The sequence below is a fragment of the Sulfitobacter sp. M22 genome, assembly GCF_021736025.1.
GTDB classification, from domain to species: Bacteria; Pseudomonadota; Alphaproteobacteria; order Rhodobacterales; family Rhodobacteraceae; genus Sulfitobacter; species Sulfitobacter litoralis.
This window is the reverse complement of the sequence record NZ_WMEC01000001.1, coordinates 2,224,478-2,250,398: the sequence shown is the minus strand read 5'-3', so window position 1 is coordinate 2,250,398 and position 25,921 is coordinate 2,224,478. Positions and strand designations below refer to the sequence as shown.

Annotated in this window: 25 protein-coding genes; 9 read left to right on the top strand and 16 right to left on the bottom strand. The window is 61.0% G+C overall.

Annotated elements, in window-relative coordinates:
* Window positions 1-10 precede the first annotated feature (10 nt).
* Window positions 11-580: a peroxidase-related enzyme gene (locus GLP52_RS11075; protein WP_093731539.1), complete on the top strand. Its 570-nt coding sequence runs from the start codon at window positions 11-13 to the stop codon at window positions 578-580.
* On the top strand, window positions 577-1,530 hold the full coding sequence (locus GLP52_RS11070; protein ID WP_237272409.1) for an OmpA family protein: 954 nt from the start codon (window positions 577-579) through the stop codon (window positions 1,528-1,530). Before GLP52_RS11075 ends, GLP52_RS11070 begins: the two co-directional genes overlap by 4 nt.
* 94 nt (window positions 1,531-1,624) lie before the next feature.
* On the opposite strand, the gene GLP52_RS11065 is transcribed toward GLP52_RS11070, so the two are convergent.
* The 3 genes from GLP52_RS11065 to GLP52_RS11055 all read right to left on the bottom strand — a co-directional run bounded on the left by GLP52_RS11065 (window position 1,625) and on the right by GLP52_RS11055 (window position 5,762).
* Window positions 1,625-2,530, bottom strand: coding sequence for a LysR family transcriptional regulator (locus GLP52_RS11065; RefSeq protein ID WP_093731537.1), 906 nt, complete (start codon window positions 2,528-2,530; stop codon window positions 1,625-1,627).
* Window positions 2,531-2,656: 126 nt separating this feature from the next.
* On the bottom strand, window positions 2,657-3,598 hold the full coding sequence (locus GLP52_RS11060; RefSeq protein ID WP_093731536.1) for a zinc transporter ZntB: 942 nt from the start codon (window positions 3,596-3,598) through the stop codon (window positions 2,657-2,659).
* Between the two features lie 136 nt (window positions 3,599-3,734).
* Window positions 3,735-5,762: an NADPH-dependent 2,4-dienoyl-CoA reductase gene (locus GLP52_RS11055; RefSeq protein WP_237272408.1), complete on the bottom strand. Its 2,028-nt coding sequence runs from the start codon at window positions 5,760-5,762 to the stop codon at window positions 3,735-3,737.
* A 167-nt stretch (window positions 5,763-5,929) separates the two neighbouring features.
* Between GLP52_RS11055 and GLP52_RS11050 the strand changes: the two genes are divergently transcribed.
* Both GLP52_RS11050 and purU read left to right on the top strand, forming a co-directional pair.
* On the top strand, window positions 5,930-6,421 hold the full coding sequence (locus GLP52_RS11050; RefSeq protein WP_237272407.1) for an RNA pyrophosphohydrolase: 492 nt from the start codon (window positions 5,930-5,932) through the stop codon (window positions 6,419-6,421).
* A gap of 211 nt (window positions 6,422-6,632) precedes the next feature.
* Window positions 6,633-7,517: a formyltetrahydrofolate deformylase gene (purU, locus tag GLP52_RS11045; protein WP_093731533.1), complete on the top strand. Its 885-nt coding sequence runs from the start codon at window positions 6,633-6,635 to the stop codon at window positions 7,515-7,517.
* A gap of 15 nt (window positions 7,518-7,532) precedes the next feature.
* On the opposite strand, the gene GLP52_RS11040 is transcribed toward purU, so the two are convergent.
* From GLP52_RS11040 to nth, 3 genes are read right to left on the bottom strand one after another with little or no spacing between them, the layout of a single operon-like run.
* Window positions 7,533-8,123: a GNAT family N-acetyltransferase gene (locus tag GLP52_RS11040; protein ID WP_093731532.1), complete on the bottom strand. Its 591-nt coding sequence runs from the start codon at window positions 8,121-8,123 to the stop codon at window positions 7,533-7,535.
* The gene (locus GLP52_RS11035; RefSeq protein WP_093731531.1) at window positions 8,123-9,112 is read right to left on the bottom strand and encodes an adenosine kinase; all 990 of its coding nucleotides are present in this window, start codon (window positions 9,110-9,112) and stop codon (window positions 8,123-8,125) included. Before GLP52_RS11035 ends, GLP52_RS11040 begins: the two co-directional genes overlap by 1 nt.
* Window positions 9,109-9,753: an endonuclease III gene (gene nth / locus GLP52_RS11030; RefSeq protein ID WP_237272406.1), complete on the bottom strand. Its 645-nt coding sequence runs from the start codon at window positions 9,751-9,753 to the stop codon at window positions 9,109-9,111. The genes GLP52_RS11035 and nth overlap by 4 nt, the downstream gene beginning before the upstream one ends.
* Window positions 9,754-9,892: 139 nt before the next feature.
* Between nth and GLP52_RS11025 the strand changes: the two genes are divergently transcribed.
* A complete protein-coding gene (locus GLP52_RS11025; RefSeq protein ID WP_093731529.1) occupies window positions 9,893-10,786 on the top strand; it encodes a methylated-DNA--[protein]-cysteine S-methyltransferase in 894 nt (297 codons plus the stop codon).
* 128 nt (window positions 10,787-10,914) lie between these two features.
* The gene (locus tag GLP52_RS11020; protein ID WP_237272405.1) at window positions 10,915-11,583 is read left to right on the top strand and encodes an OmpA family protein; all 669 of its coding nucleotides are present in this window, start codon (window positions 10,915-10,917) and stop codon (window positions 11,581-11,583) included.
* 98 nt (window positions 11,584-11,681) lie between these two features.
* On the opposite strand, the gene GLP52_RS11015 is transcribed toward GLP52_RS11020, so the two are convergent.
* Complete coding sequence (locus GLP52_RS11015; protein WP_237272404.1) at window positions 11,682-12,713, bottom strand: NAD(P)/FAD-dependent oxidoreductase; 1,032 nt, start codon at window positions 12,711-12,713, stop codon at window positions 11,682-11,684.
* Between the two features lie 59 nt (window positions 12,714-12,772).
* On the opposite strand from GLP52_RS11015, the gene mnmD reads away from it, so the two are divergent.
* Together mnmD and GLP52_RS11005 are read left to right on the top strand one after the other, a co-directional pair.
* Complete coding sequence (gene mnmD / locus GLP52_RS11010) at window positions 12,773-13,444, top strand: tRNA (5-methylaminomethyl-2-thiouridine)(34)-methyltransferase MnmD (RefSeq protein WP_237272403.1); 672 nt, start codon at window positions 12,773-12,775, stop codon at window positions 13,442-13,444.
* A complete protein-coding gene (locus GLP52_RS11005; RefSeq protein WP_237272402.1) occupies window positions 13,441-14,349 on the top strand; it encodes a DMT family transporter in 909 nt (302 codons plus the stop codon). The genes mnmD and GLP52_RS11005 overlap by 4 nt, the downstream gene beginning before the upstream one ends.
* On the opposite strand, the gene GLP52_RS11000 is transcribed toward GLP52_RS11005, so the two are convergent.
* Window positions 14,305-16,278, bottom strand: a complete 1,974-nt coding sequence (locus tag GLP52_RS11000) for a lytic transglycosylase domain-containing protein (RefSeq protein WP_237272401.1) — start codon at window positions 16,276-16,278, stop codon at window positions 14,305-14,307. The genes GLP52_RS11005 and GLP52_RS11000 overlap by 45 nt on opposite strands.
* 119 nt (window positions 16,279-16,397) lie before the next feature.
* On the opposite strand from GLP52_RS11000, the gene dapA reads away from it, so the two are divergent.
* Window positions 16,398-17,273 carry a 4-hydroxy-tetrahydrodipicolinate synthase gene (dapA, locus tag GLP52_RS10995; protein ID WP_093731524.1) on the top strand — a complete coding sequence of 292 codons (876 nt, stop codon included), beginning with the start codon at window positions 16,398-16,400 and terminating at the stop codon, window positions 17,271-17,273.
* Window positions 17,274-17,422: 149 nt separating this feature from the next.
* On the opposite strand, the gene GLP52_RS10990 is transcribed toward dapA, so the two are convergent.
* The 8 genes from GLP52_RS10990 to GLP52_RS10955 all read right to left on the bottom strand — a co-directional run bounded on the left by GLP52_RS10990 (window position 17,423) and on the right by GLP52_RS10955 (window position 25,918).
* The gene (locus GLP52_RS10990) at window positions 17,423-17,680 is read right to left on the bottom strand and encodes a glycine zipper 2TM domain-containing protein (protein ID WP_037944890.1); all 258 of its coding nucleotides are present in this window, start codon (window positions 17,678-17,680) and stop codon (window positions 17,423-17,425) included.
* A 96-nt stretch (window positions 17,681-17,776) separates the two neighbouring features.
* On the bottom strand, window positions 17,777-19,174 hold the full coding sequence (locus tag GLP52_RS10985; RefSeq protein ID WP_237272400.1) for an aminotransferase family protein: 1,398 nt from the start codon (window positions 19,172-19,174) through the stop codon (window positions 17,777-17,779).
* Between the two features lie 270 nt (window positions 19,175-19,444).
* The gene (locus tag GLP52_RS10980; protein ID WP_237272399.1) at window positions 19,445-21,619 is read right to left on the bottom strand and encodes a DEAD/DEAH box helicase; all 2,175 of its coding nucleotides are present in this window, start codon (window positions 21,617-21,619) and stop codon (window positions 19,445-19,447) included.
* Between the two features lie 164 nt (window positions 21,620-21,783).
* Window positions 21,784-23,352, bottom strand: a complete 1,569-nt coding sequence (locus tag GLP52_RS10975; protein ID WP_093731521.1) for a gamma-glutamyltransferase — start codon at window positions 23,350-23,352, stop codon at window positions 21,784-21,786.
* Window positions 23,353-23,437: 85 nt separating this feature from the next.
* Window positions 23,438-24,058, bottom strand: a complete 621-nt coding sequence (locus tag GLP52_RS10970; protein ID WP_093731520.1) for a CHAP domain-containing protein — start codon at window positions 24,056-24,058, stop codon at window positions 23,438-23,440.
* 133 nt (window positions 24,059-24,191) lie between these two features.
* On the bottom strand, window positions 24,192-24,821 hold the full coding sequence (gene ureG / locus GLP52_RS10965; protein WP_093731519.1) for an urease accessory protein UreG: 630 nt from the start codon (window positions 24,819-24,821) through the stop codon (window positions 24,192-24,194).
* Window positions 24,818-25,453: an urease accessory protein UreF gene (locus GLP52_RS10960; protein WP_237272398.1), complete on the bottom strand. Its 636-nt coding sequence runs from the start codon at window positions 25,451-25,453 to the stop codon at window positions 24,818-24,820. The genes ureG and GLP52_RS10960 overlap by 4 nt, the downstream gene beginning before the upstream one ends.
* A gap of 12 nt (window positions 25,454-25,465) precedes the next feature.
* Window positions 25,466-25,918: an urease accessory protein UreE gene (locus GLP52_RS10955; RefSeq protein WP_237272397.1), complete on the bottom strand. Its 453-nt coding sequence runs from the start codon at window positions 25,916-25,918 to the stop codon at window positions 25,466-25,468.
* Window positions 25,919-25,921 lie beyond the last annotated feature (3 nt).

Here is a 25,921-nt window from a genome sequence, read left to right as displayed (position 1 = left end):
GAGCCGCCCCATGGCGCATGATGCCCCCACTGCCCTGAACCTGCCGATGGTTGATCCGCTGCCCGAGGACACGCAGAAATACTTTGATGTCTGTCAGGAAAAGCTGGGGATGGTGCCGAATGTGCTGCAGGCCTATGCCTTTGACATGGACAAGTTGAACGCGTTTACCGCGATGTATAACGATCTGATGCTGGGCGCGTCGAAACTGTCAAAGCTCGAGCGCGAGATGATTGCGGTCGTCGTGTCGTCCGTGAACAAATGCTACTATTGTCTGACGGCCCATGGCGCGGCTGTGCGGCAACTGTCGGGCAACCCGATCCTTGGCGAACAGATGGTGATGAACTGGCGCGTCGCTGATCTGGACGCACGCCAAACCGCGATGCTGGCGTTCGCCGAACATCTGACCGTTGCCAGTGCCAAAACCACGGAGGCGGACCGTCAGGCGCTGCGCGATGTGGGCTTTTCGGACCGCGACATCTTTGACATCGCATCGGTCACAGGGTTCTTCAACATGACCAACCGCGTCGCCAGCGCCACCGAGATGAAGCCGAACGACGGCTATCACGCGCAATTCAGATGATCGGCTGGCGTGCCGGGCTGATCTGGCTTTTACTGGCGGGCGGGGCGAACGCGTTGGAATTGTCCTTGCCCGCCGCGGCGCGGCAAACCGTGTCGCGCGATACCGGTCCCGACAGCTACCTTGCGCCGATCTCTGCCTATGAAGACGGCGGCTTTGCCAGCGTCAAGATCGAAGGCGCGATCGCGCGATCTGCTTGGCGGTTAGAGGCTCCGGGCCTGACCCCCTTGCAGATCATGCGCCCCTTGCGCACCCAGCTAGAGAATGCGGACTACAGGATCGTGCTTGATTGCAGTGCTACGGTTTGCGGGGGCTTTGATTTCCGCTTTGCGATTGAAACACTGCCCGCGCCGAACATGTATGTCGATCTGCGTCAGTACCAGTTTGTCACCGCCGTCAAAGGGTCGCTGCAAGCGCCAGACGCGGTTGTGACGCTATTGATCAGCACCACCGACACCTCGGCCTATCTGCAAATCGTGCAAGCCGATACCCAAGCGGGCGCAGCCAGCCCCGTCGCCTCGGTCGTGGCTCAAGATACCCAACCCGCAGCCCCCGACGCTCCGGCGCAAAGCCCGTCCAAGATGGCATCTGCGTTGGAGGAATTCGGCCATGTTGTGCTCGCGGCGCTGGATTTCGATACCGGCACGGCGGCCTTGGGACAGGGGGAGTTCGACGCGCTGGTCAATCTTGCGGCGGTGTTGAAGGATCAACCCGAACTGCGGATTGCTCTGGTGGGGCACACGGACACCGTGGGGGGGCTACAGGGCAATATCACGCTGTCGAAGAACCGCGCAGCGGCGGTGCGGCAACGTCTGATTGCCGTCCATGGGATCGCGGCCGACCGGATCGACGCGCAGGGCATGGGATATCTGTCGCCGATTGCGTCTAATCAAACGGAAGCGGGGCGGGATGCCAACCGCCGTGTCGAAGCCGTCCTGTTGCCTGCCAGCTGAATACCGCATTCAAAAAAATCCCCGCTGCCCTAAAAAGGGAGCGGGGTCGGCCACATGCGGGCCAAGTTCACCGAGGGCAGTTGGTGATCTCGTGTTACCAGTCCGTAGGACCTTTTTCGGCAAAGGTATGGGCTAGAAAATCAATGAAAGCGCGCACCTTGGGCTGGGTGAACCGGCCCGGAGGATAGACGGCATAAATGCCTTGGGTTTCGGGCGGCAGATCGGGGATCGCGTCTTCGACCAGCCCTTTTTCCATCGCGTCGGCGTAAAGAAAGCTGGGCAGATAGGCTATGCCAAGACCCGAGATGGCGGCATTCAACAGCGATTGACCATCATTGACCGACAGCCAGCCCGCCGTGCGCACCTGACGCTTTTCGCCCGAGGGGGAGGTCAGCTTCCACATATTGCCGCTGGATTGGTTCGAATAATGCAGCAGCTTGTGATCGTTCAAGTCGTCGATCTTTTCGGGGCGGCCGTATTTCTCGAAATAGCCGGGCGACGCGATCATGCGTTTGGTCGTCTCGGTCAGTTTGCGGGCGCGTAGGGTGCTGTCTTCCAGCTCTCCGATACGGACGGCCATGTCGAAGCCTTCGCTGATCAGTTCAACATAGCGGTTGTTCAGCACCATGTTGACGGTGATATCGGGGAAATCGGCCAGAAAGTCGGACAGGGCAGGCGACAGATGGTTAACGCCAAAGTCCGTCGCGACCGAAATACGCAAAAGGCCCGAGGGCGCGGATTGCATCGACGTTACCAGCGCATCGGCTTCGCCCGCATCATTCAACACACGGCGGGCACGGTCATAATAGGCAAGGCCGATCTCTGTCGGGCTGACACGGCGGGTCGTCCGGTTCAGCAAGCGCGCCCCAAGCCGCGCTTCAAGCGATGAGACATGTTTGGATACGGCGGATTTGGAGATACCCATCTTCTTGGCAGCATCGGTAAAGCCACCTTGGTCCACGACCGTGGCGAATGCTTCCATCTCTGTCAGGCGGTCCATACCCGTTCCCTTTCATCATCTGCGTCTGAAAATGGTATGGCGGCCAAATCAGGCAGGATCACGGCAGTGGTGAGACAGTGGAGAGGTATTTGTAGGGATCGTTCGCGGCGGAGAAACAGGCGGGGACTAGATCCAGCGCACCAGTTTCAGGGCCAGAAACATCAGCAGCGCCAGTCCGACCATGCCCAGACACAAGATGGCAAAGGCCCATGGATGATCCACACCCGGCATGCCGCCGACGTTGACCCCGAACAGACCGGTCAGAAACCCCAGCGGCAGAAAGATCGCGGCAGCCACCGAAAGCACATACCCATGCCGCGCCTGCCGTTGCGCCGTATTGGCGTCATGCTCTTCCTGAACCGACACCAGGCGGTCGCGCAACTCGTCCAGCTCTTCGACGGCAATCAGCGCGCTGTTGGCTTGTTCGCGCAGTTCCAGCTGGCTGTCGTCGGGGATTAGCGGAATATCAAAGGCTGCAAGCTTGGTCAGGGCCACCCGTTGCGGATCAAGATAGCGCCGCAGCCGGATCACGCTGCGCCGGATTTCGGGCAGTTCGTGCGGCATCGGGGTATTCTTGTCTTCTAGATCATCCTCAAAGAACTCCGCCTGTTCATCCAGCCCCGCGACGTGTTCTTGCACCCTCTGGGTCAGACGGCCCACCAATTCCTCAAGGAACTCGGCAGGGCTGGGAGGGGCCTTTTGCGCTTCGGCGTCGCGGCGGATCGCGTCGATGGCAAAGACTTTCTTGCGGCGCACGGTGATCAGCAGGTCGGAATCCACATACATCCGTACCGATACCATTTCATCGGCGTCCTGCCCCTCGTTCATGTTAATGCCACGCAGGTTCAGGATCAGCCCGCCTTCAAAGCGGTCACAGCGCGGGCGGGTCTGTTTCTGGATCAGCGATCCGGCGGGGATTTCATGCAGGTGTTCGCGCACCCAAGGGTCGAGCATCGGGTCAGCTAGATCAAAGTGCCACCAGCGATAGATGCCCGGCCCAGTCAGCTTTGTATCGGCGGGCACTTGGGTCGTGCCGTCGGCAAAGATATCGAAAACGCAAATCGGCATGGCCACACCCTGAAACAACTATTAATCTCGCGCATTTTGACAGACCGGAGCCGAGGCGCAAGACGTGCTGCGTGGGGTAAGGCGGGCAAAGGGCAGGGCAGCCCGCCACCGCCTGCCCTGATGTCGGAACGATAGCTTACAGCGCGGCGGCCAGACGGGTGCCTTGGTCAATCGCACGTTTCGCGTCCAGTTCTGCCGCGACATCCGCGCCACCGATAACGTGACAAGGGATGCCTTTGGCTTCAAGCGCATCGGCAAGCGACCGATCCGACAGCTGACCGGCACAAAGCACGATCGTATCCGCCGCGATTACCTGCGGCTTTTCACGTGCTTCGCCAAAGCTGATGTGCAGCCCCTCTGCGTCGATCTTTTCGTAGTTGACGCCCGCAATCATCTGCACGTTTTTCATGGTCAGGGATGCGCGGTGGATCCATCCGGTCGTTTTTCCCAGGCCTTTGCCGACCTTGGTGGTCTTGCGCTGCAACATGGTGACTTCGCGGGCAGGGGCGTGGGGTTGCGGCCCTTCGGGCGCAAGGCCAGAGCGGTGATCGGCAGGGTCCGTGACGCCCCATTCCTTCATCCATTCGGGCAGGTTGGTCGTGGTGCTGTCTCCATCGTGGACCAGATGTTCAGACACATCGAACCCGATGCCGCCTGCACCGATTACGGCAACGCGCTGACCCGCCGTAACGGTGCCGTTCAGGATATCGATATAGCTGACGACATTGCCTGCGTCCTGACCGGGGATTTGCGGATCACGCGGGACAACACCTGTGGCGATGATCACCTCGTCATAATTGCCCAGATCGTTGGCCGAGACTTCGGTGTTCAATTGGACCGCGACGCCATGCTCTTTGATCATCGCACTATACCAGTCGACGAGGCCCCAGAATTCCTCTTTGCCGGCGACCTGCTTGGCAAGGTTCAACTGGCCGCCAATCTCTGATGCGCGGTCAAAGACAGTGACCTTATGGCCGCGCTCTGCTGCGGTGATGGCAGCGGAGAGCCCCGCAGGCCCCGCGCCCACCACGGCGATTGTCTTGGCCGCGTCAACCGGATCGACGCGCAGTTCAGTCTCGTAGCAGGCGCGCGGGTTGACCAGACAGCTCGAGATTTTGCCGCCAAAGGTATGGTCCAGACAGGCTTGATTGCAGGCGATACAGGGCGCGATTTGGTCGGACTTGCCTGCCGCTGCCTTGGCGACGAAATCGGCATCGGCCAGCATGGGACGGGCCATCGACACCATATCAGCACAGCCGTCCACCAGCACCTCTTCGGCGACTTCGGGGGTGTTGATCCGGTTGGAGGTGATGAGCGGGATGCCCACCTGACCCATCAGCTTTTTCGTGACCCATGCAAAGGCCGCCCGCGGCACCGAGGTTTGGATCGTCGGGATGCGCGCCTCGTGCCAGCCGATGCCGGTGTTGATGATCGTGGCCCCTGCGGCCTCAACCGCCTTGGCAAGCTGGACGACCTCATCGAATGTCGATCCGTTAGGGATCAAGTCGATCATCGACAGACGGTAGATGAGGATGAAGTCAGGGCCCACGGCCTCGCGCACGCGGCGCACGACCTCGACGGGTAGCTTCATGCGGTTCTCGTATGACCCGCCCCATTCGTCGGTCCGCTTGTTGGTGTGAGTGACAAGGAACTGGTTCAAGAAGTACCCTTCGGAGCCCATCACCTCTACCCCGTCATAGCCTGCCTGTTTGGCACGCAGGGCGCAGGCGGCGATATCGCTGATCTGCTTTTCAATGCCGTCGGCGTCCAGCTCTTTCGGGGCGAACATCGAGATGGGGGATTTGATCGCGGATGGGGCGACGCAATCGGGGCTGAAGGCATAGCGCCCCGCGTGCAGGATCTGCATCGCGATCTTACCGCCGGCCTCGTGCACGCGATCGGTGACGATGCTGTGGTTGTCCACGTCCTTTTGCGAAACCATCATTGCCGCACCATGGGCGACCGAGCCTTCGGGGTTCGGGCCAATGCCGCCCGTGACCATCAACCCCACATCCCCGCGTGCACGGGTGGCATAGAATTCGGCCACGCGGTTCCAATCCTGCGTTTCCTCAAGCCCGGTATGCATAGACCCCATCAGCACGCGGTTCTTCAACGTCGTGAAGCCCAGATCAAGCGGGGCAAGAAGGTGCGGATAGTCGGACATTTGGCAAACCTTTCGAGGGCTGAATGTATGGTACTGGGCAGTTCTGTGCTGCAGTTCACCTTAAGCCTGCGGTTCTGTCACGCACAACGCTGCGTAAGCCAATATACATGGGCGCGGGATTCGTGCTAATTCCCGTGGGACTTCTCTTGCCGCGAAAGGCCCCTGACATGACGCCAGACGAAATCGCCCAACTGCCCTATCGCCCCTGTGTCGGGGTCATGCTGGTCAATGCCGACGGGCACGTGTTTGTCGGGCAGCGTCGGGACCGTGATCAAGATGCATGGCAGATGCCACAAGGTGGCGTCGAAAAGGGTGAACGCGCCGAAGTCGCCGCCCTGCGCGAGCTGGAGGAAGAAACCGGTATCCCCCCAAGCTCTGTCACCGTGGTGGCACAGACCGAAGGATGGCTGCCGTATGACCTGCCGGTCGATCTGGTGCCCAACATCTGGAAAGGCCGGTTCCGCGGGCAAGAGCAGAAATGGTTCCTGCTGCGCTTTCACGGGTCGGATGACGAGATCGACCTTGATACCGAACACCCCGAATTTTCTGAATGGCGCTGGCTGCCTGTGCACGATCTGGTCGACAACATCGTACCGTTCAAGCGCGAGGTCTATACCGCTGTGGTCAACGCCTTTGCAGGTCATTTCGCGAACGCCTGACAAACAGGCGCGCGACGTTCGGCCTTTGCCCGATTGCGTAGCGGATATCGTCCAATGTGCATGATCGGAAACCGATTGCGTTGATTTGGCGGGCAGCGCGGTCGGCACCTACCCTTTTTTGCGCATCGCGAACTTGACGGGGCAGGGATGGATAGGGAACAGGTAGCTATCGGCGCGCGACGTCGGACCGTCTAGCCCTAGGATACACCCGATGAAGACATATGCCATGACCGTGAAATGCCCCTCTGCGCGTGGGGTCGTCGCGGCGATCGCGAATTATCTGGCCGATCAAGACTGCAACATCTCTGACAGCTCTCAGTTCGACGACAAGGAAACCGGCGGTTTCTTCATGCGCGTCAGCTTTGAAAGCGAGGCCGACGTTGATCTGGCGACGCTTTCGGACGGCTTTGCCGATGCGGCGCGGCCCTTTGACATGGCCTATGAGTTCCACGACGAGGCGGTGAAGATGAAAGTCGTCATCATGGTCTCGCGCTTTGGGCATTGCCTGAATGACCTGCTGTATCGCTGGCGCATCGGCGCACTGCCGATTGATATCGTCGCGGTGGTGTCCAACCATATGGAGTATCAAAAGGTCGTCGTGAACAACGACATCCCGTTCCACTGCATCAAGGTCACAGCGGAAAACAAGGCCGACGCCGAAGCGCGGATCATGGCGGTGGTAGAAGACGCAGGGGCCGAGCTGATCGTGCTGGCGCGCTACATGCAGATTCTGTCGGACGAGATGTGCCAAAAGATGTCGGGGCGGATCATCAATATCCACCACTCGTTCCTGCCCAGTTTCAAGGGGGCGAACCCCTATAAGCAGGCGTTCCAGCGCGGGGTAAAGCTGATCGGGGCGACGTCGCATTACGTAACCGCCGATCTGGATGAAGGCCCGATCATCGAGCAGGACATCGTGCGCGTCACCCATGCGCAATCCGCCGAGGACTATGTCTCGCTCGGGCGGGATGTCGAAAGTCAGGTATTGGCGCGGGCGATCCACGCGCATATCCACCGGCGCGTGTTTGTGAATGGCAACAAGACGGTGGTCTTTCCTGCCTCGCCGGGGTCCTACGCCTCTGAACGGATGGGGTGACCGGCGCGGGGGGCGCTAGCCGATAGTCGGCACATGCGCCCCTGCATCCTTGTCCAGCAGATCGATCAAGCGCGGATCATCCGCGACCTCGACCTGCCGTTTATATGGTGTAAACCCGCTGCGGATATAGAAAGACATCGCCTGCGGACTATCAAGCGTGCAAGTATGTAGATGAAACCGCGAGATCGGCCTTGCCCAAGCGGTACGGATCGCGTGGTTCATCAGATAGCGCCCTGCACCCGACCCGATCAGCGCGGGCGTCAGGCCAAAATAAGCCAGCTCGCAGGTGCCGTCGGCGGTGAACTTGAGCTCGAGCAGCGCCTCGTCACTGCCATCTTTCGTCAGCGTGAAAAACTGCGTGTCCGCATCCGACAACAGCGCCTGCAATTCGGCGTCGGTTTTTGTGAGCCGTCCGAACCAGAGCCAGTCCTGTCCGACCCGGCGAAAGATATCACGGTACCAGTCCAGTGTCGGGCTCAGCGCGCGCAAGGTCACGCCCTCGGGGGCGGGTACATCGCGCGAGGGCGCGGCCTCGCGCATCTCAAGATGTGTGACAACCATCGCCAGCTTGCCAAGAGGTACGTCGTGGTATCCGTCCGTCAGCATCAGACCAGCCCTTGCTCTTTGAACAGGTCCATCATCGAGGTTTGCGGGCGCGGGCCAATGTGGCTGATGACCTCGGCCGCGCAGATGTTGCCCATCTTGCCGCATGTCTCGAGGTCACGATCCGTGGCCATGCCGTACAGAAATCCTGCCGCGAATTGATCACCCGCGCCGGTGGCATCGACTGGCACGACCTTTTCGACGGGCACATCAACGCGTTCTTCGCCGCGCATCAGCGTGACCCCGTCGCCCGAGCGGGTGCAGACCACCAGCGGGCAAATCTCGGCCGTTCTGGCCAGAGCGACTTCGGTATCGTCGGTTTCCCACAGGGCGCGGAGTTCGGCTTCGTTGCCGATGACATAGCCCAGATCGTTTTCGATCAGCGCAAGGAAGTCATCCCGGTGACGTTCCACGCAGAAGGGGTCGGAAATAGCGATTCCAGCCATGCCGCCGCCCGCCGTCGCCGCGCGCGCCGCTTCGCGGAATGCGGTTTTGCCCGCGTCGTGGTCAAAAAGGTAGCCTTCGAGGAACATCAGCTTGGCCTTGGAGGCCACCGCCTGCGGAACATCGTCCGAGGTAAGCCCCGTGGAGATGCCAAGATAGGTGTTCAACGAGCGTTCCCCATCCGGGGTCACAAAGATCATGCAGCGCGAGGTCGGGTTCTCGCCCCCGGTCACAGGCGCGTTGACAAAATCAATGCCGATGTCGGTCATCGCTTTGGCATAGAACTGGCCCAGGTCATCATCGCGGACCCGCCCGATAAAGGCAGTGGACAGGCCAAGCGCACCGATGCCCGCGATGGTATTGGCAACCGACCCGCCGGGGGTCTGCAGTCGGTCCTGCATCGTGGCATAAAGACTTTCGGCGCGGTCACGCTCGATGAGCTGCATGATGCCTTTTTCGATGCCGTTGTCGTTCAGAAACGTGTCATCCGCATGCGAGATCACATCGACAACGGCGTTGCCGATGCCAACCACTTCGTATTGGGTCATTCGGTTTTTTCCTCATAGGGGCAAAGGTCACGGATGATGCAGGTTCTGCACAAAGGTTTGCGTGCTTTGCAATGGTATCGCCCGTGCAGGATCATCCAGTGGTGGGCATGGTGTTGGAAATCAACGGGAATATTGTCTTCGATGGCGCGCTCTACCGCGTCCACGGTTTTGCCGGGCGCGATCCGGGTGCGGTTGCCAACGCGAAAGATATGCGTGTCTACCGCCTGCGCCGGATAGTGCCACCACATGTTCAGCACCACATTCGCCGTCTTGCGGCCCACACCCGGCAGCGATTGCAGCGCGGCACGGCTGTTGGGCACGACCCCGCCATAGTCATCCACCAGAAGCTGGCTGAGCTTCATGACGTTTTTGGCTTTTTGGCGGAACAGGCCGATAGATTTGATATGTTCGGTCAGCCCCTCCAGCCCGAGGTCCAGCATCTGCTGTGGATGCTCGACGATCTCGAACAGGGATTTCGTGGCCTTGTTCACCCCCGCATCCGTCGCCTGCGCGCTCAGCGCGACAGCGACCAGCAACGTATAGACGTTGGTGTGATCCAGCTCGCCTTTCGGTTCCGCCTCGGCGTCCTGAAAGCGGATAAAAATCTCGCGGATCGTGTGATAATCAAGGGTTTTGGCCATGCGCCAAGGTATGCGTGGTTTCGCCTCTCAGGGCAAGCCGCGCGCGGCGGATTTTACGGGCGTCGCTGCGGCAGGGGGCTGCGTCATTAGGCGCATGTTTCGGGTCGCGCGGGGGCGGGGCTTGCCGTAGTCTGCCCCTATGACACAAGCACAGCACACGCCCCAAACCGCCGCCCCCGAAGATGCCGCTACCGCAGACGGCAGCGCCTATCACTACGGTGTGATGCGGCGGGCGATTGATCTGATCGATGCCGCCGCCGACCCGCTGGCGCTGGATCAGATCGCGGGCGAAATGGGGATGAGCCCGGCGCATTTTCAGCGGCTTTTCTCGCAGTGGGTGGGCGTGTCGCCCAAACGCTATCAGCAATACCTGATGCTGGATCACGCCAAATCGCTGCTGCGCGATCGCTTTACCACGCTGGACACGGCGCATGAGCTGGGGCTGTCCGGCTCCGGTCGTTTGCACGATATGTTCCTGCGATGGGAGGCGATGAGCCCCGGTGATTTCGCCCGTAAGGGGGAGGGGCTTGTGATTTCGTGGGGGTGGTTCGACAGCCCCTTTGGCCCTGCGCTGGTCATGGGCACGCCACGCGGAATTTGCGGGCTCGCCTTTTCGGCAGAAATGGGCACCGATGCCGCGATGGAGGATTTGTGCCGCCGCTGGCCGGGGGCGCGTTTTTGCGAAGATCCGGCACTGCTGCGCGACTGGGTGCAAATTGCATTCGGCGTGCAGGGGGGCGGGGCAGAGAAGGCACCAATGTATTTGATCGGAGCGCCGTTCCAGATCAAAGTGTGGGAGGCGCTGCTGGCGATCCCGTCGGGCCATGTCACCACCTATTCCGAGATCGCCCAAACAATTGGCACGCCCAAAGCGGTGCGGGCCGTGGGCACAGCGGTGGGGCGCAACCCGATCAGCTGGCTGATCCCCTGCCACCGCGCCTTGCGCAAATCCGGCGGCTTGGGAGGCTATCACTGGGGATTGCCGGTCAAGCGTGTCATGCTGGCGTTTGAATCTGCCCGCGCTGATGCCTGAGAGGCCGTCGGCGGGTTGCTGCCTATGCATATGATCCTGCCGGTTCAACGGGAACAAAGGCTGGTGTAAGGCGTTATGTGAAGATTGCCTCGCCCGAACGGGGCCACAACTTAAAGGCAGAATAAGATATGACACTTTCGAAAACCTCCATTGCTGTAGCTCTGACAAGCGTTCTGGCGCTGGCTGCTTGTGAACCCGGTCCGATTGGTGGCAACCCCAACGACCCGAACGCCAACACACGTAACGGTGCGCTGATCGGTGCAGGTACCGGTGCCGTGATCGGCGCGCTGTCCAAAGGTGACGGCAACCGCGCACAAGGCGCGTTGGCCGGTGCGGTCGCAGGCGGTGCACTGGGCGCCGGCTATGGCTATTCGCTGGACAAGCAAGAGGCCGACCTGCGCCGTCAGCTGGATTCCGACGTCATCATCACCAACACCGGTGATCGCCTGATCGTGACCTTGCCACAGGACATTCTGTTCGCGACAGACAGCACACAGGTTCAGTCCGGCATGCAAAACGATCTGGCCGCACTGGCACGCAATGTGAATGTGTACAGCAACTCCACGCTGCAAGTCATCGGTCACACTGACAGCGATGGTCAAGCTTCCTATAACCAGCAATTGTCCGAAGGCCGTGCACGCGCCGTTGCAAACGTGCTGGTGTCGAATGGCGTTCCAGCCAGCCGTATCCGGTCCGTGGGCCGCGGTGAAAGCCAGCCGGTTGCGAGCAACTTGAACGCATCCGGAAAGGCACAAAACCGCCGCGTTGAGATCGTGATCCTGCCAAACGCTAGCTAAGCTTTGGCGTCACTCATCTGAAAGGGCCTCGGCATCTGCCGGGGCCCTTTTGCGTTTGAGGGGGAGGGGCTTTCGGTAGGCGACAGTGCGCGGCGGCGCTAAAGGTTGTCTTCGACGCGGAACCCGTCGGGGATGATATCGCGCCCTTCCAGCATCAGATCAGCCATGACCTCGGCCACCTTAGGCGCCATGCCGAACCCGATCTTGAACCCGCCATTGGCCACGAAATACCCAGGAGCGTCGGGCAAGGGCCCCAGCATTGGGGCACGGCTGCGGCTGCGCGGGCGCACGCCGGCCCAGCGGGTAATCACCGGCGCATCGCGTAAGACGGGCACCGCGGCACGCGCCGCCGCAATCACATCATCAAGCTGTGCATCGGTCTGGTCGGGCGTAGAATAATTCCGCTCGGTGGTGGACCCGATGGCGACGGTCCCGTCGCTATGCGGGATCATATGAACGCCCCCTGCAAAAAGTTGCGGCAGGCCGCCTGCGTCATACTGCAACAGCGCCGCCTGACCTTTGACACCAGCGCCCACAAGGCGCGTGTGATTGGCGGTCATCTGCTCTAGCCCAGCGACGCCTGTCGCCCATAGCACCTGTCCGCGATCCGCACCCTCGGCCTGTACGGTCACGCCCTTGGCCGCCAGTGCCCGCACCAGCGCATCACAGGCACGGCGGGGGTGGATCAGGCCGCTGAGCGTGTCGTAAATCAACCAGCCGGTCGGGCTGTCGGGCTGCCATTGTGTATCAGTCGCGCGGATCACGGACCATGTGGCCTGACCTTGCCACAGCGCCTCGGCCGTTTCGGTCCGCTGCTGCGCCAAGGCCAGTGCTGCGTCATCCGCGACGGGTTGTAGTCGCCCATTGCGTGCATAACCCGCGTTGCCGCCGCCCGCTTGTTCAACCTCTTGCCAGAAGCCTTCAGCCATCAGCAGACTATCGCGTTGAAAGGCTTTCTTGGCGTTCCAGTTCTCGGGCACATGCGGGGCCAGCGCGCCGACGATGCCGCCGCTGCTGCCTGCAGCTGGCCCGTTCGGGTCAATCACGTGCACCGTCGCGCCGCGTTGCACGCAGGCCCATGCCACCGACAGGCCAAATATTCCCGCGCCGCGTATCGTGATTTCGGCCATTGCCAATCCTTGCCCTTTTTGCGCAGTGTTCGGCAAAGCCCATAGCACAAGGCCATCCCATGGAGAACCAGACAGCTGAGATTGAATGGAAAGACAGCGGTGTTCCGGTGTCCTCTAAATTCGATGATCCGTACTTCAGCCTTGATAACGGGGTAGAGGAAACGCAGCATGTCTTTATCGAGGGCAACGATCTGGCCAACCGCTTCCGCGACGGGTTCCGCATCGCAGAGTTGGGGTTCGGGACAGGGCTGAATTTTCTCGTGGCTTGGGACGCATGGGAGCGCAATGGCGCGAAAGGCACGCTGCATTTCACCTCGTTCGAAGCCTTCCCGATGTCGTCCGAAGATATGGCGCAAGCGCATCAGTCATTTCCCGATTTCGACGGCAAGCGTGACGGGTTGCTTGCCGCGTGGTCGCCCGAGGGTGGAGAGATGCGCTTTGGCGATGTGGTGCTGACTGTGGTCATCGGCGATGCGCGACGCGCGGTGCCTGCGTGGGACGGTCTGGCAGATGCATGGTTCCTTGACGGGTTTTCCCCCGCTAAAAACCCCGAGCTGTGGGAGCCGGACCTGCTGCATGATGTGGCGCGTCACACAGCACCATTCGGGACCGCTGCGACCTATACTGCTGCCGGTGCGGTACGCCGAGCACTGGAAAGCGCGGGCTTCGCGGTGGAACGTACGACCGGCTATGGCCGCAAACGGCATATGACCCGCGCCGTGCGCGTATGAGCATGGCAACCAACCGCGCGGCTGCGTCGGCGCAGTCGAACAATATTCCGCTTGGCATCACCTTAATGGTCATCACGACCTTTGTCTTTGCGGTGCAGGACGGGCTGTCGCGGCATCTGGCGTCTGAATACAATGTGATGATGGTCGTGATGATCCGCTACTGGTTCTTTGCGGCCTTTGTGATTGCGCTGGCGAAACGCCATGCAGGTGGGTTGCGGGCGGCGGCACGGACCAGCCAGCCGGTGCTCCAGATCTTTCGCGGGCTGCTGCTGGCGGCAGAGATTTGCGTGATGATTGTTGCCTTCACCATCCTTGGCCTTGTGGAAAGCCACGCGGTCTTTACCTGCTATCCGCTGCTGGTGGCCGCATTGTCCGGCCCCGTCTTGGGCGAGAGCGTCGGCTGGCGCAGGTGGGCGGCGATCGGGGTCGGCTTTATCGGGGTGCTGATCATCTTGCAGCCGGGGATGAACGTCTTTGACCCTGCCGCCGTGATCCCGCTGGTGGCTGCCGCGATGTTCGCGGTCTACGGGCTACTGACCCGCTATGTCGGGCGCAAGGACAAGACCGCCACGAGCTTTTTCTGGACCGGCGTCACAGGGTCAGTGGCGATGACAGCCACGGGGCTGTGGTACTGGGAGCCGATGATCGCCAGCGACTGGCTGATCATGGGGTGCCTGTGCATCACCGGTGTCACGGGCCACTGGCTGTTGATCCGCTGCTACGAAGTGGCCGAGGCGAGCGCGGTGCAGCCCTTTGCCTATCTGCAGCTGGTCTTTGCCGCGATCATCGGCATCAGCGCCTTTGGCGAAACCGTGCGCCCCAATGTCGCCATCGGGGCGGCGCTGATCGTCGCGGCGGGGCTATTCACCTTTTGGCGCGAACGGCAAAAGGGTCGTGCCCGTTAGTTCCTCGGTAAAGGGTTGGGGCAGGGGGTCTTTGCCCATGCGCGCGCGGTAAACGGGCAGGCTTTCGGTCACCCGCATCACATAGTTCTGCGTCTCGCGGAAAGGGATCATCTCTATCCAGTCGACGATATCGATGTCGCCCTCGCGCGGGTCGCCGTAGGTGTCCATCCAGCGCGTCGGACGCGAGGGGCCGGCGTTATAGGCGGCAGAGACCATGACCACGTTCCCGTTAAACCGGCCCGCCATCTGCGACAGGTATTCGGACCCTAGCAAAGCATTGTATTCCGGGTCGGCGGTCAGCCGGTCGGTGGTGTGCAGCGCGCTGATATCCAGATCGCGGGCGACATCCTTGGCCGTGGCGGGCATCAGCTGCATCAGACCGCGCGCGCCCACATGGCTTTGGACCACGGGATCGAATTCGCTTTCGCGGCGGGCGATGGCCAGCACCATTTCGGGGGCCATGTTCAGGTCCAGCTTGATCGCATCATGCAGCGCGTAATAGGGGCCGGCGATGGTGATGCCCCGTTGCGCCACACGTTTGCCGATCATCACGGCCAGATGCGGCTGGCCCACGTCAATCGCGGCCTGTCCCAGAAGGGCAGCGTCCTCGGTGATCAACTGCTCTGCCAGATGGGTCCAGAACCGTTCCGCGGTCGACAGCTCGCCCGAGGCTTGAAGCAACAGCCCCGCCTGAAACAGCGGTGCCTGTGCCAGCGCCGATGTGCGCCAATCCTGTTCAGGGCGCGCGCCTGCAAGGCTCGTGTCGAACGGCAGATTGCCCCGCTCTGCCGCAAGCAGACCGTAGAAAGAGGATTGGAACTTCGCGCCTTGGGCATAGGCTTTGGCGGCGCCCTCGGCGTCGCCCATGGCCTGATAAGCGCGACCCTGCCAATAGCCCGCGCGCCCTTGGCTGATGGGGGATTCTACTGCGCCGTCATGGGCCTGAAAGTGACCAAGCGCCAGCTTGGGGTCTTTGAGAAACCGCAGGGCGATATAGCCCGACAGCCATTCAAGGTCCGCAAAATGCGACCCTTCGGAAAGGAAGTGTTTCGACGCCATCTGATAGGCCCGCGCCGGATCGCCATTGCGCATTTCATCCCGCGCCAGCGCGCGGCGGCGGTTGGCCCATGCAGCGGGCTGACCAAGGGCCGCAGCGCTGATCGATTGCGACAGCATCAGATCCTTGGCGCTGTCGCCGTAGCCCTTGCGGATGCGCCATTCAAAGCGGTCGGCCTGCAGCCCCGGATCACCGGCCTTGCTGGCGGGCAGCGCGTCGATCAGGGCGTTTACATCGCCGTCCAGATTTTGCAAGGCGATGCGGGTTTCGGCCAGCGCCTTGTCGGCATCACTGACCAGATCGAACATCTGGCGGGCTTCGGCGTGTTCCCGTTGCCATAGCATCTCGTCCAGACGGGCGGCGTGGTGCTGTTTCAACAAAGACCCATGCGCGTCAATAAACTTTGCCTGATCGTTCCCGCTCATGGGGAGGGTACGCCACGCCAGCACCAGCCGCGCCTGTGCCTCGCCCAGACGATCCGCACGCAGCAGCGCTGCGGCATGGGCCAGCACACCCTCGGGCGTCTGCGGGCCCTGACCGATAAAGAAATCCAGTATCGCCTTGTCACCTTCGCGGATCACGGCCTCTTCGGACTGTCTGCGCAGATAGGCTTCGCCCGGCCAGTCTGGGCGGCGGCTGAGGAAATCGGTCACCTCGGCATAGGTGCCCCGACCAGCGCGCAGGCGGTGCCATTCGATCACATCTACCGCAACGGCACCATCACGGCGCGCAATCAGGGCGGCATTATCCCAGCTGCCCGCGCGCATGGCGTCCATCGCCCATCCCAGCGGACGCGGCCTTTCGGCATGGGCCGGAAGGGCGAGGGCAAAAACCATCGTCAGCGTCGCCAAGGCGCGTCTCATCACTTGCATTTCCTACTGGTCAAAGGCTACAGCCTTGCAACATACGGCGCGGCGCGGGGGTTTCAACTCAACTTGCCGCTATCAGCAATTGGGCGCTTGCCCAGCAACGCAAGAATAGGAGCGTGCATATGCTACAAGGTTCACTACCTGCACTCGTCACGCCGTTCACGGACGGCGCGCTGGATTTGGACACGCTCAAGAAGCTGGTGGAATGGCACATCGCGGAAGGATCGAACGGGCTGGTGCCTGTCGGGACCACCGGTGAATCGCCCACCCTGACCCATGCCGAGCATGAAACCGTTGTCGCCGAAGTCGTCAAAGCCGCCGCGGGGCGTATCCCCGTCGTTGCAGGTGCCGGTTCGAACAACACGACCGAGAGCATCCGTCTGGCCAAACACGCCGAAAGCGTCGGTGCCGATGCGGTTCTGGTTGTCACGCCCTATTACAACAAGCCGACCCAAGCCGGTCTGATCGCGCATTTCACCGCGATCCACGAGGCCTGCGGTCTGCCGATCATCATCTACAATATCCCCGGCCGTTCGGTCGTTGATATGCTGCCCGAAACCATGGCGGAGCTGGCCAAGCTGCCGCGCATCATCGGTGTCAAGGATGCCACCGGCGATCTGGCGCGGGTCTGTGACCAGCGGATGCTGTGCGGGCCGGATTTTGTCCAGCTCTCGGGCGAGGATGCCACAGCGCACGGGTTCAACGCCCAAGGTGGCGTTGGCTGTATCTCTGTCACCGCGAATGTCGCGCCCAAGCTGCTGAGCCAGATGCAGGCGTTCTGCCTTGCGGGGGACTATGCCTCGGCGCTGGAAATCCAGGACAAGCTGATGCCGCTGCACAACGCGATCTTCACCGAGCCGGGCCTGGTGGGTGTGAAATACGCGATGGCGCGTCTGGGGTTGTGTTCGGACGAGGTGCGCCTGCCACTGGTGCCGCTTACCGATGCCACCAAAGCGCTCGTGGATCACGGGTTGAAGCACGCGGGTTTGCTGGGCTGATCACGCGGTAAAATCACGGGTAAGACGGGGCGGCATCTAGCCGCCCTTTTTTTATGGGCAAGACCCAGCCAATCGGTCAGCGCATAAAAAAGGCCCCGGCAAAACGCCGAGGCCTGATGTGAATATCTGCCTTCGGGAGCAGAAAACGCTTATGGGCAAGCAGCTGTGTAACGCTGACCTGCGGAGTTCTGGTAGACACACTGGCCGTTTTTGCCGCGGCCCAGGTATGCACCTGCAGCAGCGCCAGCCAAGCCACCCAGAACGGCGCCTTTGGTTTTGTCATCGTCGCCCGACACGACAGCACCCAGAGCCGCACCAGCAGCAGCGCCGGTTACAGAAGATTGAGTCTGCGTTTCGCAAGCGGCGAGTGCGCCAACCATAGGCAGGACCAAAAGTAGCTTTTTCATGATATACTCCATACTAGCTTCAGTACTTAACGCTATGTGACGGGTTTGGTTCCAGTAAGATTATTTTGATCGGCAACAAAGTGCCGGAGCGGCAGCCTATTTGCTGCCGAACACCCGACCCATTGCCCCGTCTACAGCCGCGATGATCTGATCAATATCGTCCTTCTTCGCGATCAACGCAGGGCTGAAGCAAAGGGTGTTGTTCTTGCCCGGCACCGACCGGTTGGTCGCCCCGATGATCACGCCCTGCGCCATACAGTCTGCGACGACCGCTTGAATCTGCGCTTCGACAACGGGAACGCGGGTGCTGCGGTCTTGGACCAACTCAGCGCCAAGGAACAGACCCTTGCCGCGCACCTGACCGATCACATCGTATTTGTCCGACAGTTCTTCGAGCTCTTCGAGCATATATTGCCCCATGTCGCAGGTATTTTGCAGCAGGTTCTCGCGCTCGATGATGGCCATGTTTTCAATTGCGGCGGTAGGGCCTGCGGTACAGCCGCCAAACGTCGAGATGTCGCGGAAATAGTTCATCGGATCGCTGGCGTCGTCCTTGAACAGGTTGAACACCTCTTCGGTTGTCACAAGGCAGGCGATCGCCGCATAGCCCGACGCGACGCCTTTGGCCATTGTGACCATATCCGGCTGGATGCCAAAGTGCTGATAGCCAAACCATTCGCCGGTACGCCCGACGCCGCAGACGACTTCGTCGATGTGCAGCAGAACGTCATATTTGCGGCAAATTTCCTGCACCCGTTCCCAATAGCCGTCCGGAGGCGTGATAACACCGCCGCCCGCTGTAACGGGTTCAAGGCAGAGCCCGCCCACGGTATCGGGGCCTTCGGCAAGGATGATTTTCTCGATCTGGTCGGCTGCCCAAATGCCGTAGTTATCCTCGGGGGCGCCGTCCTGTTCGAACTTGCGATACTCAAGACAATGGGGCACGCGGACGAAGCCGTCGGTAAACGGGCCGTATTGCGCGTTCCGTTCGTCCTGACCGCCTGCAGACAGGCAAGCGATGGTCGTGCCGTGGTAATCACGGTCGCGATAGAGAATCTTGTGCTTCTTGCCGCCATAGCGTTTGTGGGCGATCTGGCGGATCATCTTAAAGGCTTTCTCGTTCGCCTCAGAGCCGGAGTTGCAGTAGTAGAGGCGGCTCATGCCCGGCATCTTGGCGATCAGCTTTTCGGCAAAGATCGACCCCGGAATGGACCCGGCAGAGCCCGCGAAATAGTTCAGCTTGATCAGCTGGTCGCGTACCGCATTGGCGATGCTTTCGCGGCCATAGCCGACGTTGACCGTCCAGACGCCACCGGACACAGCGTCCAGATGCTCTTTGCCCTTTTGATCCCAGACACGCATGCCCTTGCCTTCGACGATGATGCGCGGGTCGGTGGTTTCATAGGCTTTATGCTGGCTGAGGTGGTGCCAGATGTGCGCGCGATCTGCCTCGACCACACGGGAGATATCGTTTTCGCTAAATGTACCATCCATGTGCGTGACCTTTCCGAGGTTGGGATTGGGACGGGTGGCAAAGCACCCTGTTTCTAACGGCCCGTGCGCAGGCGTCCTGCGCCTGTTTCGGTCCCTATGCAGTGATTGTTAGGAGCAACGTCCCCCTCTGAAAAGCAAAAACCTGCCCCGCAGGGGAGCTTTGGGGGGGTGACGCACGCAAAAGGGGCTGAAATTGATTAAAATTCCAGCCCCTAAGCATTTGATCGATCTATATTTCCCCGGTTCTACGCGGGGCGTGCGCTTAAGCGCTTATTTCGGGCGAAAGCTCGATTTTCCGCGCTTGGGGGATGCGTCGCCACCGGCGGGTTTGCCTGCAGGCTTTCCACCCTTGGGCTTGGCACCCACTTTGCCCGGAGGGACAAAACGTTTCGAAGGGTCAGACGCGCGCGCCTTAAACGGCTTGTCGCCCGCAGGCTTGCTGTCGCCACCCGAGCGATCCGCCGGCTTGTCTTTTTTCCAGACGGCTTTGGCCTTGGGCTTGTCAGAGCTGTCGGGCTTGCCCGCAGTCTTTGGCTTTGGTGCGGCACCGGGCTTCATTGGGGACCGTTCGGTCTTGTGCGACTTGGGCGGGCGTTCACCTTTGGGGGCCTTGGGCTTGTCAAACTTGGGCTTGTCGCCGCGTGGTTTGTCGAACCCTTTGTCGGGGCGTGGCCCGCGTGGCTTGTCATAAGAGACCGAGGCCTCTTCGGTGCCCGCCGCACGGGGTTTGCGCGGTGCGCGTGGCGCGTCGGGATCGTAAGGTGCACGGTCCGGGCGCGGCCCGCGATCCGGGCGCGCGTTGTCATCAAAACGCGAACCGCCACGCTGGGGTTTCGGGCCGCGGCCGCCGGGCTTGGGCCCGCGCGACAGATCAGGAGCCTTGTCGAGCTTGGTCACAACAGCGCCGTCTTCGACTTTCATTTCGGGGCCAAGGGCGGTGGTGAATTTATCAGCCGACGTCGCGAGGATTTCGACAAAAGTATGGCTTGGCTGCACACGGATCGCGCCCACGTCATCCTTGGTCAGATCGCCCATACGGCAGATCATCGGCAAGATCGTACGCGGTTCGGCTTCGTCGTTGCGCCCGATCGAGATCGAGAACCAGACCGACGGACCAAAGTCGCCACGGGGGCGTTCGTCGGCGGGTGTGCCGGGCTCTGCCAACTGCTCGGGTGCCGACTGGCGCGCACGATAGAGGTTCACAAAAGCGGTGGCCAGTTGCTCGGGGCTGAACTGATCCACGAGGTTCGCAACAAAGCCTGCCGCATCATCGGGGATCGGGTTCGACCAAGCGGAATCGGCCAGCAAGCGCTTTTCGTCTTCGGCGTTCACTTCTTCGGCGGAGGGCGGGTTGGCCCATTCGACTTTCAGTTTGGCACCACCAATCAGGCGGTTGGCTTTGCTGCGCATCTTGGCAGGGACGATCAGGGCGGACACACCTTTGCGACCCGCACGGCCGGTACGGCCCGACCGGTGCAGCAATGTATCAGAGTTCGACGGCAGATCAGCATGCACAACCAGTTCAAGGTTGGGCAAATCGATGCCACGTGCGGCCACATCTGTCGCGATACAAACGCGGGCCCGTCCGTCGCGCAGCGCTTGCAGCGCGTTGGTCCGTTCAGATTGCGTCAGTTCGCCCGACAGTGCCACGACCGAAAAACCACGGTTGGTAAAGCGGGTGGTGAGGCGCGCAACGGCGGCGCGGGTGTTGCAGAAGACGATGGCGTTTTTCGCCTCGTAGAAGCGCAGCACGTTGATGATCGCGTTTTCAGTGTCGCGCGGGTGTACGTTCAACGCACGGTATTCGATGTCGGCGTGTTGTTTCTTTTCGCCCACGGTTTCGACGCGCTGCGCATCACGCTGGTAGGATTTGGCCAGCTTGGCGATCGCCGCAGGCACGGTGGCCGAGAACAACAGCGTGCGGCGCTCTTCCGGCGCTTCGGAGAGGATGAATTCCAGCTCTTCGCGGAAACCCAGATCAAGCATCTCGTCCGCTTCATCCAGCACCACGGCGCGGATGTCGGACAGGTTGATGTTGTTGCGTTTGATGTGGTCGCACAGGCGGCCCGGTGTCGCGACGACGATATGTGCGCCACGGTCCAGCGCACGGCGTTCGGTGCGTGTGTCCATGCCGCCAACGCAGGTGGTCACGACCGCACCGGCCTTGCCATACAGCCACGTCAGTTCGCGGCTGACCTGCATGGCCAATTCGCGGGTCGGTGCAATGATCAGCGCCAGTGGCGCGCCAGCGTGTCCGAATTTTTCATCGTCGCCCAAAAGGGTCGGTGCGATGGCCAGACCAAAGGCCACTGTCTTGCCGGACCCCGTCTGGGCTGACACCAGAAGGTCGGCTTCGACCAGATCTGGGTTGGTAACCGCCTCTTGGACGGGGGTAAGCGAATCATAGCCTTGGGTGGCAAGCGCGTCTGCGATGGTTTGGATCAAGGGATTGTCCTGTCTGAGAAAATGTCGCGCTACAAATACGCGCGTCGCGGCAAAAGCGGATACGCCAGCCACGTGTTGCGCCCGTCCCTAGTCGGTTATGACGCGAATGTACATCTCTTTGTCAGGCGCACAGGTGAGAGCGGCTATGCTCCGCCGCCTTTCTTTCAGGCGCTGATCGCATCCCCCCACGCCGACATCACCTCTGTCGCGCCGGTGTTTTCATCTCCCTTTCGGCCGACAGCAGAGGGGCAGGCGAAGTGATAGGGGAAGATCGTGCGCGGTGCAGTCACGACGTTTTCCAGCGTCTCTTTCAACGTCGCGATCACCTGCGGCGGGAGCGCCTGATCCACTATGGTGATATCGGCAAGGCTCATATCCGTGCGCGGCGCGTGAAAGGCGGTTTCCAGATCCATCCCGTAATCGAGCAGGAGCGACGTCAGCTCGACCACCGCGGGCATGATCTTGCGCCCGCCAGATGCACCAAGCGCGAACTGCGAGCCATCAGCGCGGTGCAGCAGGGTGGGGCACATATTGGCAAGGCAACGCTTGTTTGGCCCGAGCGAGTTCGGCTTGCCCTGTTCGGGGTCGAACCACATGATACCGTTGTTCATCAGGATGCCGGATTGCGGCAGCATCATCCGCGAGCCAAAGATCGACAGCAGCGTTTGCGTGACGGCGACCATATTGCCCGCTTCGTCCACGACACTAAAGTGTGTGGTGCAGGACGGATCCGGTTCATGTTCGGTATCGCCCATCGTATCATAGCGTTCCTGATTGGCCTGCCGGATGGCGCGGTCATAGGCGATGAACGCATCGGCGTCGGGGGTGTCAGTGCCGGGCTGCCAAGCCGTCATAAGATCAAGTGCGCGGCGCATGGTGGGGCCTGCGGTCAGCGTCGGCGTGGCGATCACCTCGTGGTCGCGATAGGCATAGTGCATCGCATCGACCAGTGTCGCCTGATATTGCGCCAGATCCTCTGCCGCATGGTGTCCGCCCGCCGCTTGCAAATCCGCGACAATCGACTGCGCCAGCGGCCCTTCGTAAAATGCACGCGGCCCATCTGTTGCCACGGTGCGCAGCGATGCCGCAAGACGGCTCAGGTCGCATGTCGTCTCGCCCAAGGCGGTCCACCCCGAGGATTTCGGAAAGCCGTCTTCATTAAGGAACGTCTCGGCCGAGGCGGGGAAGGGGGCGAGGTCTTTGGCCGATCCACCAAGGATCAGCTGCGTATACCAATCGACGGGCAGCCCCGCATCGGCAAGCTTGATCGCAGGGGCGAGCAGATCGGCCCAGGGCTTCGTGGCAAAGCGTTCATGCGCCAGCCCCATGCCTGCGACCTGACCAGGAATTGCAATCGCCTTGGCCCCGAAAACGTTGCGATCGTCCAGCACGGAAGGCCACGGAAACAGATCGCTCGCCTTGCCACCGACGATTGGATAGTCGGCAACATCCAGCCCCTTGGGGGATTTCATTCCGAACTCAATGACTTTGGCAGTCTTCTCGCCGGCCATACGCACGACCATAAAGCCGCCGCCACCCATTCCGCTCATCCACGGTTCAGCCGCCCCAAGCGCAAAGGAGGTGGCAATGGCGGCATCCACCGCATTGCCGCCTTGCGCCATGACATCCGCCCCGACCTGAGCCGCCACACGGCTTTGCGACGCGACGATGCCTTTGCGGCTGCGGGTTGCGGGTTTGGTGATCTGCCAAGAGGCGTTTTGCTGCTGGGTCATTGGGGGCATCCTGTTATCTAGGTGTGCCTACCCAACGCCAGTGTCAGCAGATTTGCAACCATGAGGAGCGTTGCCGCCCCGCTGATTAGTTGCTTTGTGTCGGTGTCGCTGAAAATGCAAACACGGGGGCCTGGGCCATCTCGTTGGACGGGCCCTTTTTCGTGTTGGGATAGATAAACCCGTTGATCGGATAAACGCTGCCGAATGAACCAGCCTGACTTTCCAGCCGCACATCGGACCAGTCATTGCGGGGCGACACGTCTTTGACGGTCATCGCCAGAGAGATCTTGTTGCGCTTCCAGTTGGCGTGATCAACCTTGATCTCGCGGGGGGAAACAACTTCGGAGACCACGGCGACATGGCCCATCGGGTTCCGGCGGGTGCCTTTGAACGCCATGACGGCGCCAACAGCGGGTTTTGTGCCGCGCTCGTAAAGACCGTTGGCTTTGGCCCACCAAGTGTTGGCGTTGCCGCGGATTTGGACACCGCTGGCGTTGCGCGCGAAGGGTACGCACCAAACGCGCTGGCCTTTGGATTGCAGAACGCGAACTTCGCGGATCGCCATGGCGTGTAGGTCAGGGTTGATGCCCGCTTGGCTGATGGTTTGAACCTCAACCGGGCCGCGGGCACAGGCCGCTGTCAGCAGCAGGGCTGCGGACAAAATTGAAATACCGATTTTCGACGTCCACTGGCGTTTCACGCTCATTTATCTGTCCTGCTGCTCGTTTCCACTCACCTTACTGTCCCAGTAAAGTCCGGCAGACATTCCGCGATTCTTGGCCAAAATCAAAGCGTCTGGATTCCTGTGGGCAAAATTCCGCCAGTATTATTGCAAATTGTTAATTTTCGGGAACCGGACGAAGGCCTCCGATTTTGACAATCAGGTCCAGCAACTCTGCCACACCCCTATCGTGTTTCATCTCTGCAAAGAGATAGGGCAGATCACCGCGCATCCGTTTTGCATCACGATCCATCACCTCAAGCGACGCGCCCACATGCGGCGCGAGGTCTGTTTTATTGATGATCAGGATGTCTGACTTTGTAATCGCCGGCCCGCCCTTGCGCGGGATTTCTTCGCCTGCGGCCACATCGATCACGTAAAGCGTCACATCTGCCAGCTCGGGACTGAAGGTCGCAGACAGGTTATCGCCGCCGGATTCGATCAGCACACAGTCCAGATCGGGATGGCGATCACGCATCCGCGCGATGGCGGCAAGATTGATCGAGGCATCTTCGCGGATAGCAGTATGTGGGCAGCCGCCGGTTTCGACACCGATGATCCGGTCTTGCGGCAGGACTTGAAGCCGCATGAGCGCTTCGGCGTCCTCTTGGGTGTAGATATCATTGGTGATCACGCCGATTGACCAATGGTCGCGCATGGCGCGGCACAGCGCGGCGGTCGTCGTGGTCTTGCCCGCGCCAACGGGGCCACCAATGCCAATACGAAGCGGTCCATGGGGAGAGGTCATGTCTGGAACATCCTAGAGTAAAGCGTTTCATGTTGCATCGATGCGATATCGGCCAGAAAACAGGCGCTGCCGATATCGTCGACGGTTTGTGACAGGGCCAGGGTCACTGTTTGGTGGCACAAAGGGGCAAGGGCGGTGATGACCCGCTGCCCGTCCGTTTGGCCCAAAGGCACCGCACGGATCGCGGCAGACACCAGTGCGCTGACGAAGGCGTGCAGGAACAGCTGCGCGCCTTGATCCACAGGCAAGCCCTGCGCTGCGCAGGCCGCGCCAAAGGCGACGGGCAGCGTCAGGTCGGGGAGCTCATGCCCCCAGACGTCATTGACCACCCGTACAAAGGCCGCGCCCTGTTGGGTCATCTCTGTCAGTCGCTCCGACGAGGGTGCCAGCGCGCGCGCCAGCGCATCCACCTCGTCCACCCCCTTGCCCGCAAAGCCAGCGTTCAGCAGGATCGCATCAGTCCGGCCCGCACCGTGGGTGATGAGATCCGACAGCCATGCCTGAAGGCTGGCCGCATCGTGAATGGTGCCGTCCTGCACGGCCATTTCCAGCCCGTGGCTATAGCTGAACGCGCCGATGGGAAAGCTGGGCGACAGCCATTGGGCCAATGTGATCAGCGCTTGGGTCTGCATCGTCAAAGCGGCCTAATGGGCGTGGCTGTGGGTGCGACCGTGGCCATAGGCACCGCCTTCGGGAATGAAGGGTTCGGACACATCCCGCAGCGTCGCGCCGAGCTTGGTCAGCATGTCGCGGATCACGTGGTCGTTCTGGATCAGCAGGCGGGCGGCTTCAAGCTGGCAGGGGCAGTGGCGGTTGCCGATATGCCACGCCAGCCGCACCAGATCGTCGCCGGTGATTTCCAGCAAAGCTTCCTTGGCTGCAATGACCTCGATGATCTGCCCGCCTTCAAGCTCGAATGCATCGCCGTGGTTCAGCGATTCCGTATGGGCGAGGTCGACGAGGAACCCGCGATTGTGACTGGTGAGCAACCGCTTGCGGCGTAAAAAACGGTCGTCGTAGGTCAACACGCAACTGTCATCCGCGTGGTCCCACTGGCCGTGGCGTTTGATGGTATGGGCGGGGGGAAGGTCGGTCATCGT

Coding starts and splice junctions, on each gene's coding strand:
- GLP52_RS11075 (WP_093731539.1), top strand. CDS start 11: ATGGCGCATGATGCCCCCACTGCCCTGAACCTGCCGATGGTTGATCCG.
- GLP52_RS11070 (WP_237272409.1), top strand. CDS start 577: ATGATCGGCTGGCGTGCCGGGCTGATCTGGCTTTTACTGGCGGGCGGG.
- GLP52_RS11065 (WP_093731537.1), bottom strand. CDS start 2,530: ATGGACCGCCTGACAGAGATGGAAGCATTCGCCACGGTCGTGGACCAA.
- GLP52_RS11060 (WP_093731536.1), bottom strand. CDS start 3,598: ATGCCGATTTGCGTTTTCGATATCTTTGCCGACGGCACGACCCAAGTG.
- GLP52_RS11055 (WP_237272408.1), bottom strand. CDS start 5,762: ATGTCCGACTATCCGCACCTTCTTGCCCCGCTTGATCTGGGCTTCACG.
- GLP52_RS11050 (WP_237272407.1), top strand. CDS start 5,930: ATGACGCCAGACGAAATCGCCCAACTGCCCTATCGCCCCTGTGTCGGG.
- purU (WP_093731533.1), top strand. CDS start 6,633: ATGAAGACATATGCCATGACCGTGAAATGCCCCTCTGCGCGTGGGGTC.
- GLP52_RS11040 (WP_093731532.1), bottom strand. CDS start 8,123: ATGCTGACGGACGGATACCACGACGTACCTCTTGGCAAGCTGGCGATG.
- GLP52_RS11035 (WP_093731531.1), bottom strand. CDS start 9,112: ATGACCCAATACGAAGTGGTTGGCATCGGCAACGCCGTTGTCGATGTG.
- nth (WP_237272406.1), bottom strand. CDS start 9,753: ATGGCCAAAACCCTTGATTATCACACGATCCGCGAGATTTTTATCCGC.
- GLP52_RS11025 (WP_093731529.1), top strand. CDS start 9,893: ATGACACAAGCACAGCACACGCCCCAAACCGCCGCCCCCGAAGATGCC.
- GLP52_RS11020 (WP_237272405.1), top strand. CDS start 10,915: ATGACACTTTCGAAAACCTCCATTGCTGTAGCTCTGACAAGCGTTCTG.
- GLP52_RS11015 (WP_237272404.1), bottom strand. CDS start 12,713: ATGGCCGAAATCACGATACGCGGCGCGGGAATATTTGGCCTGTCGGTG.
- mnmD (WP_237272403.1), top strand. CDS start 12,773: ATGGAGAACCAGACAGCTGAGATTGAATGGAAAGACAGCGGTGTTCCG.
- GLP52_RS11005 (WP_237272402.1), top strand. CDS start 13,441: ATGAGCATGGCAACCAACCGCGCGGCTGCGTCGGCGCAGTCGAACAAT.
- GLP52_RS11000 (WP_237272401.1), bottom strand. CDS start 16,278: ATGCAAGTGATGAGACGCGCCTTGGCGACGCTGACGATGGTTTTTGCC.
- dapA (WP_093731524.1), top strand. CDS start 16,398: ATGCTACAAGGTTCACTACCTGCACTCGTCACGCCGTTCACGGACGGC.
- GLP52_RS10990 (WP_037944890.1), bottom strand. CDS start 17,680: ATGAAAAAGCTACTTTTGGTCCTGCCTATGGTTGGCGCACTCGCCGCT.
- GLP52_RS10985 (WP_237272400.1), bottom strand. CDS start 19,174: ATGGATGGTACATTTAGCGAAAACGATATCTCCCGTGTGGTCGAGGCA.
- GLP52_RS10975 (WP_093731521.1), bottom strand. CDS start 23,352: ATGACCCAGCAGCAAAACGCCTCTTGGCAGATCACCAAACCCGCAACC.
- GLP52_RS10970 (WP_093731520.1), bottom strand. CDS start 24,058: ATGAGCGTGAAACGCCAGTGGACGTCGAAAATCGGTATTTCAATTTTG.
- ureG (WP_093731519.1), bottom strand. CDS start 24,821: ATGACCTCTCCCCATGGACCGCTTCGTATTGGCATTGGTGGCCCCGTT.
- GLP52_RS10960 (WP_237272398.1), bottom strand. CDS start 25,453: ATGCAGACCCAAGCGCTGATCACATTGGCCCAATGGCTGTCGCCCAGC.
- GLP52_RS10955 (WP_237272397.1), bottom strand. CDS start 25,918: ATGACCGACCTTCCCCCCGCCCATACCATCAAACGCCACGGCCAGTGG.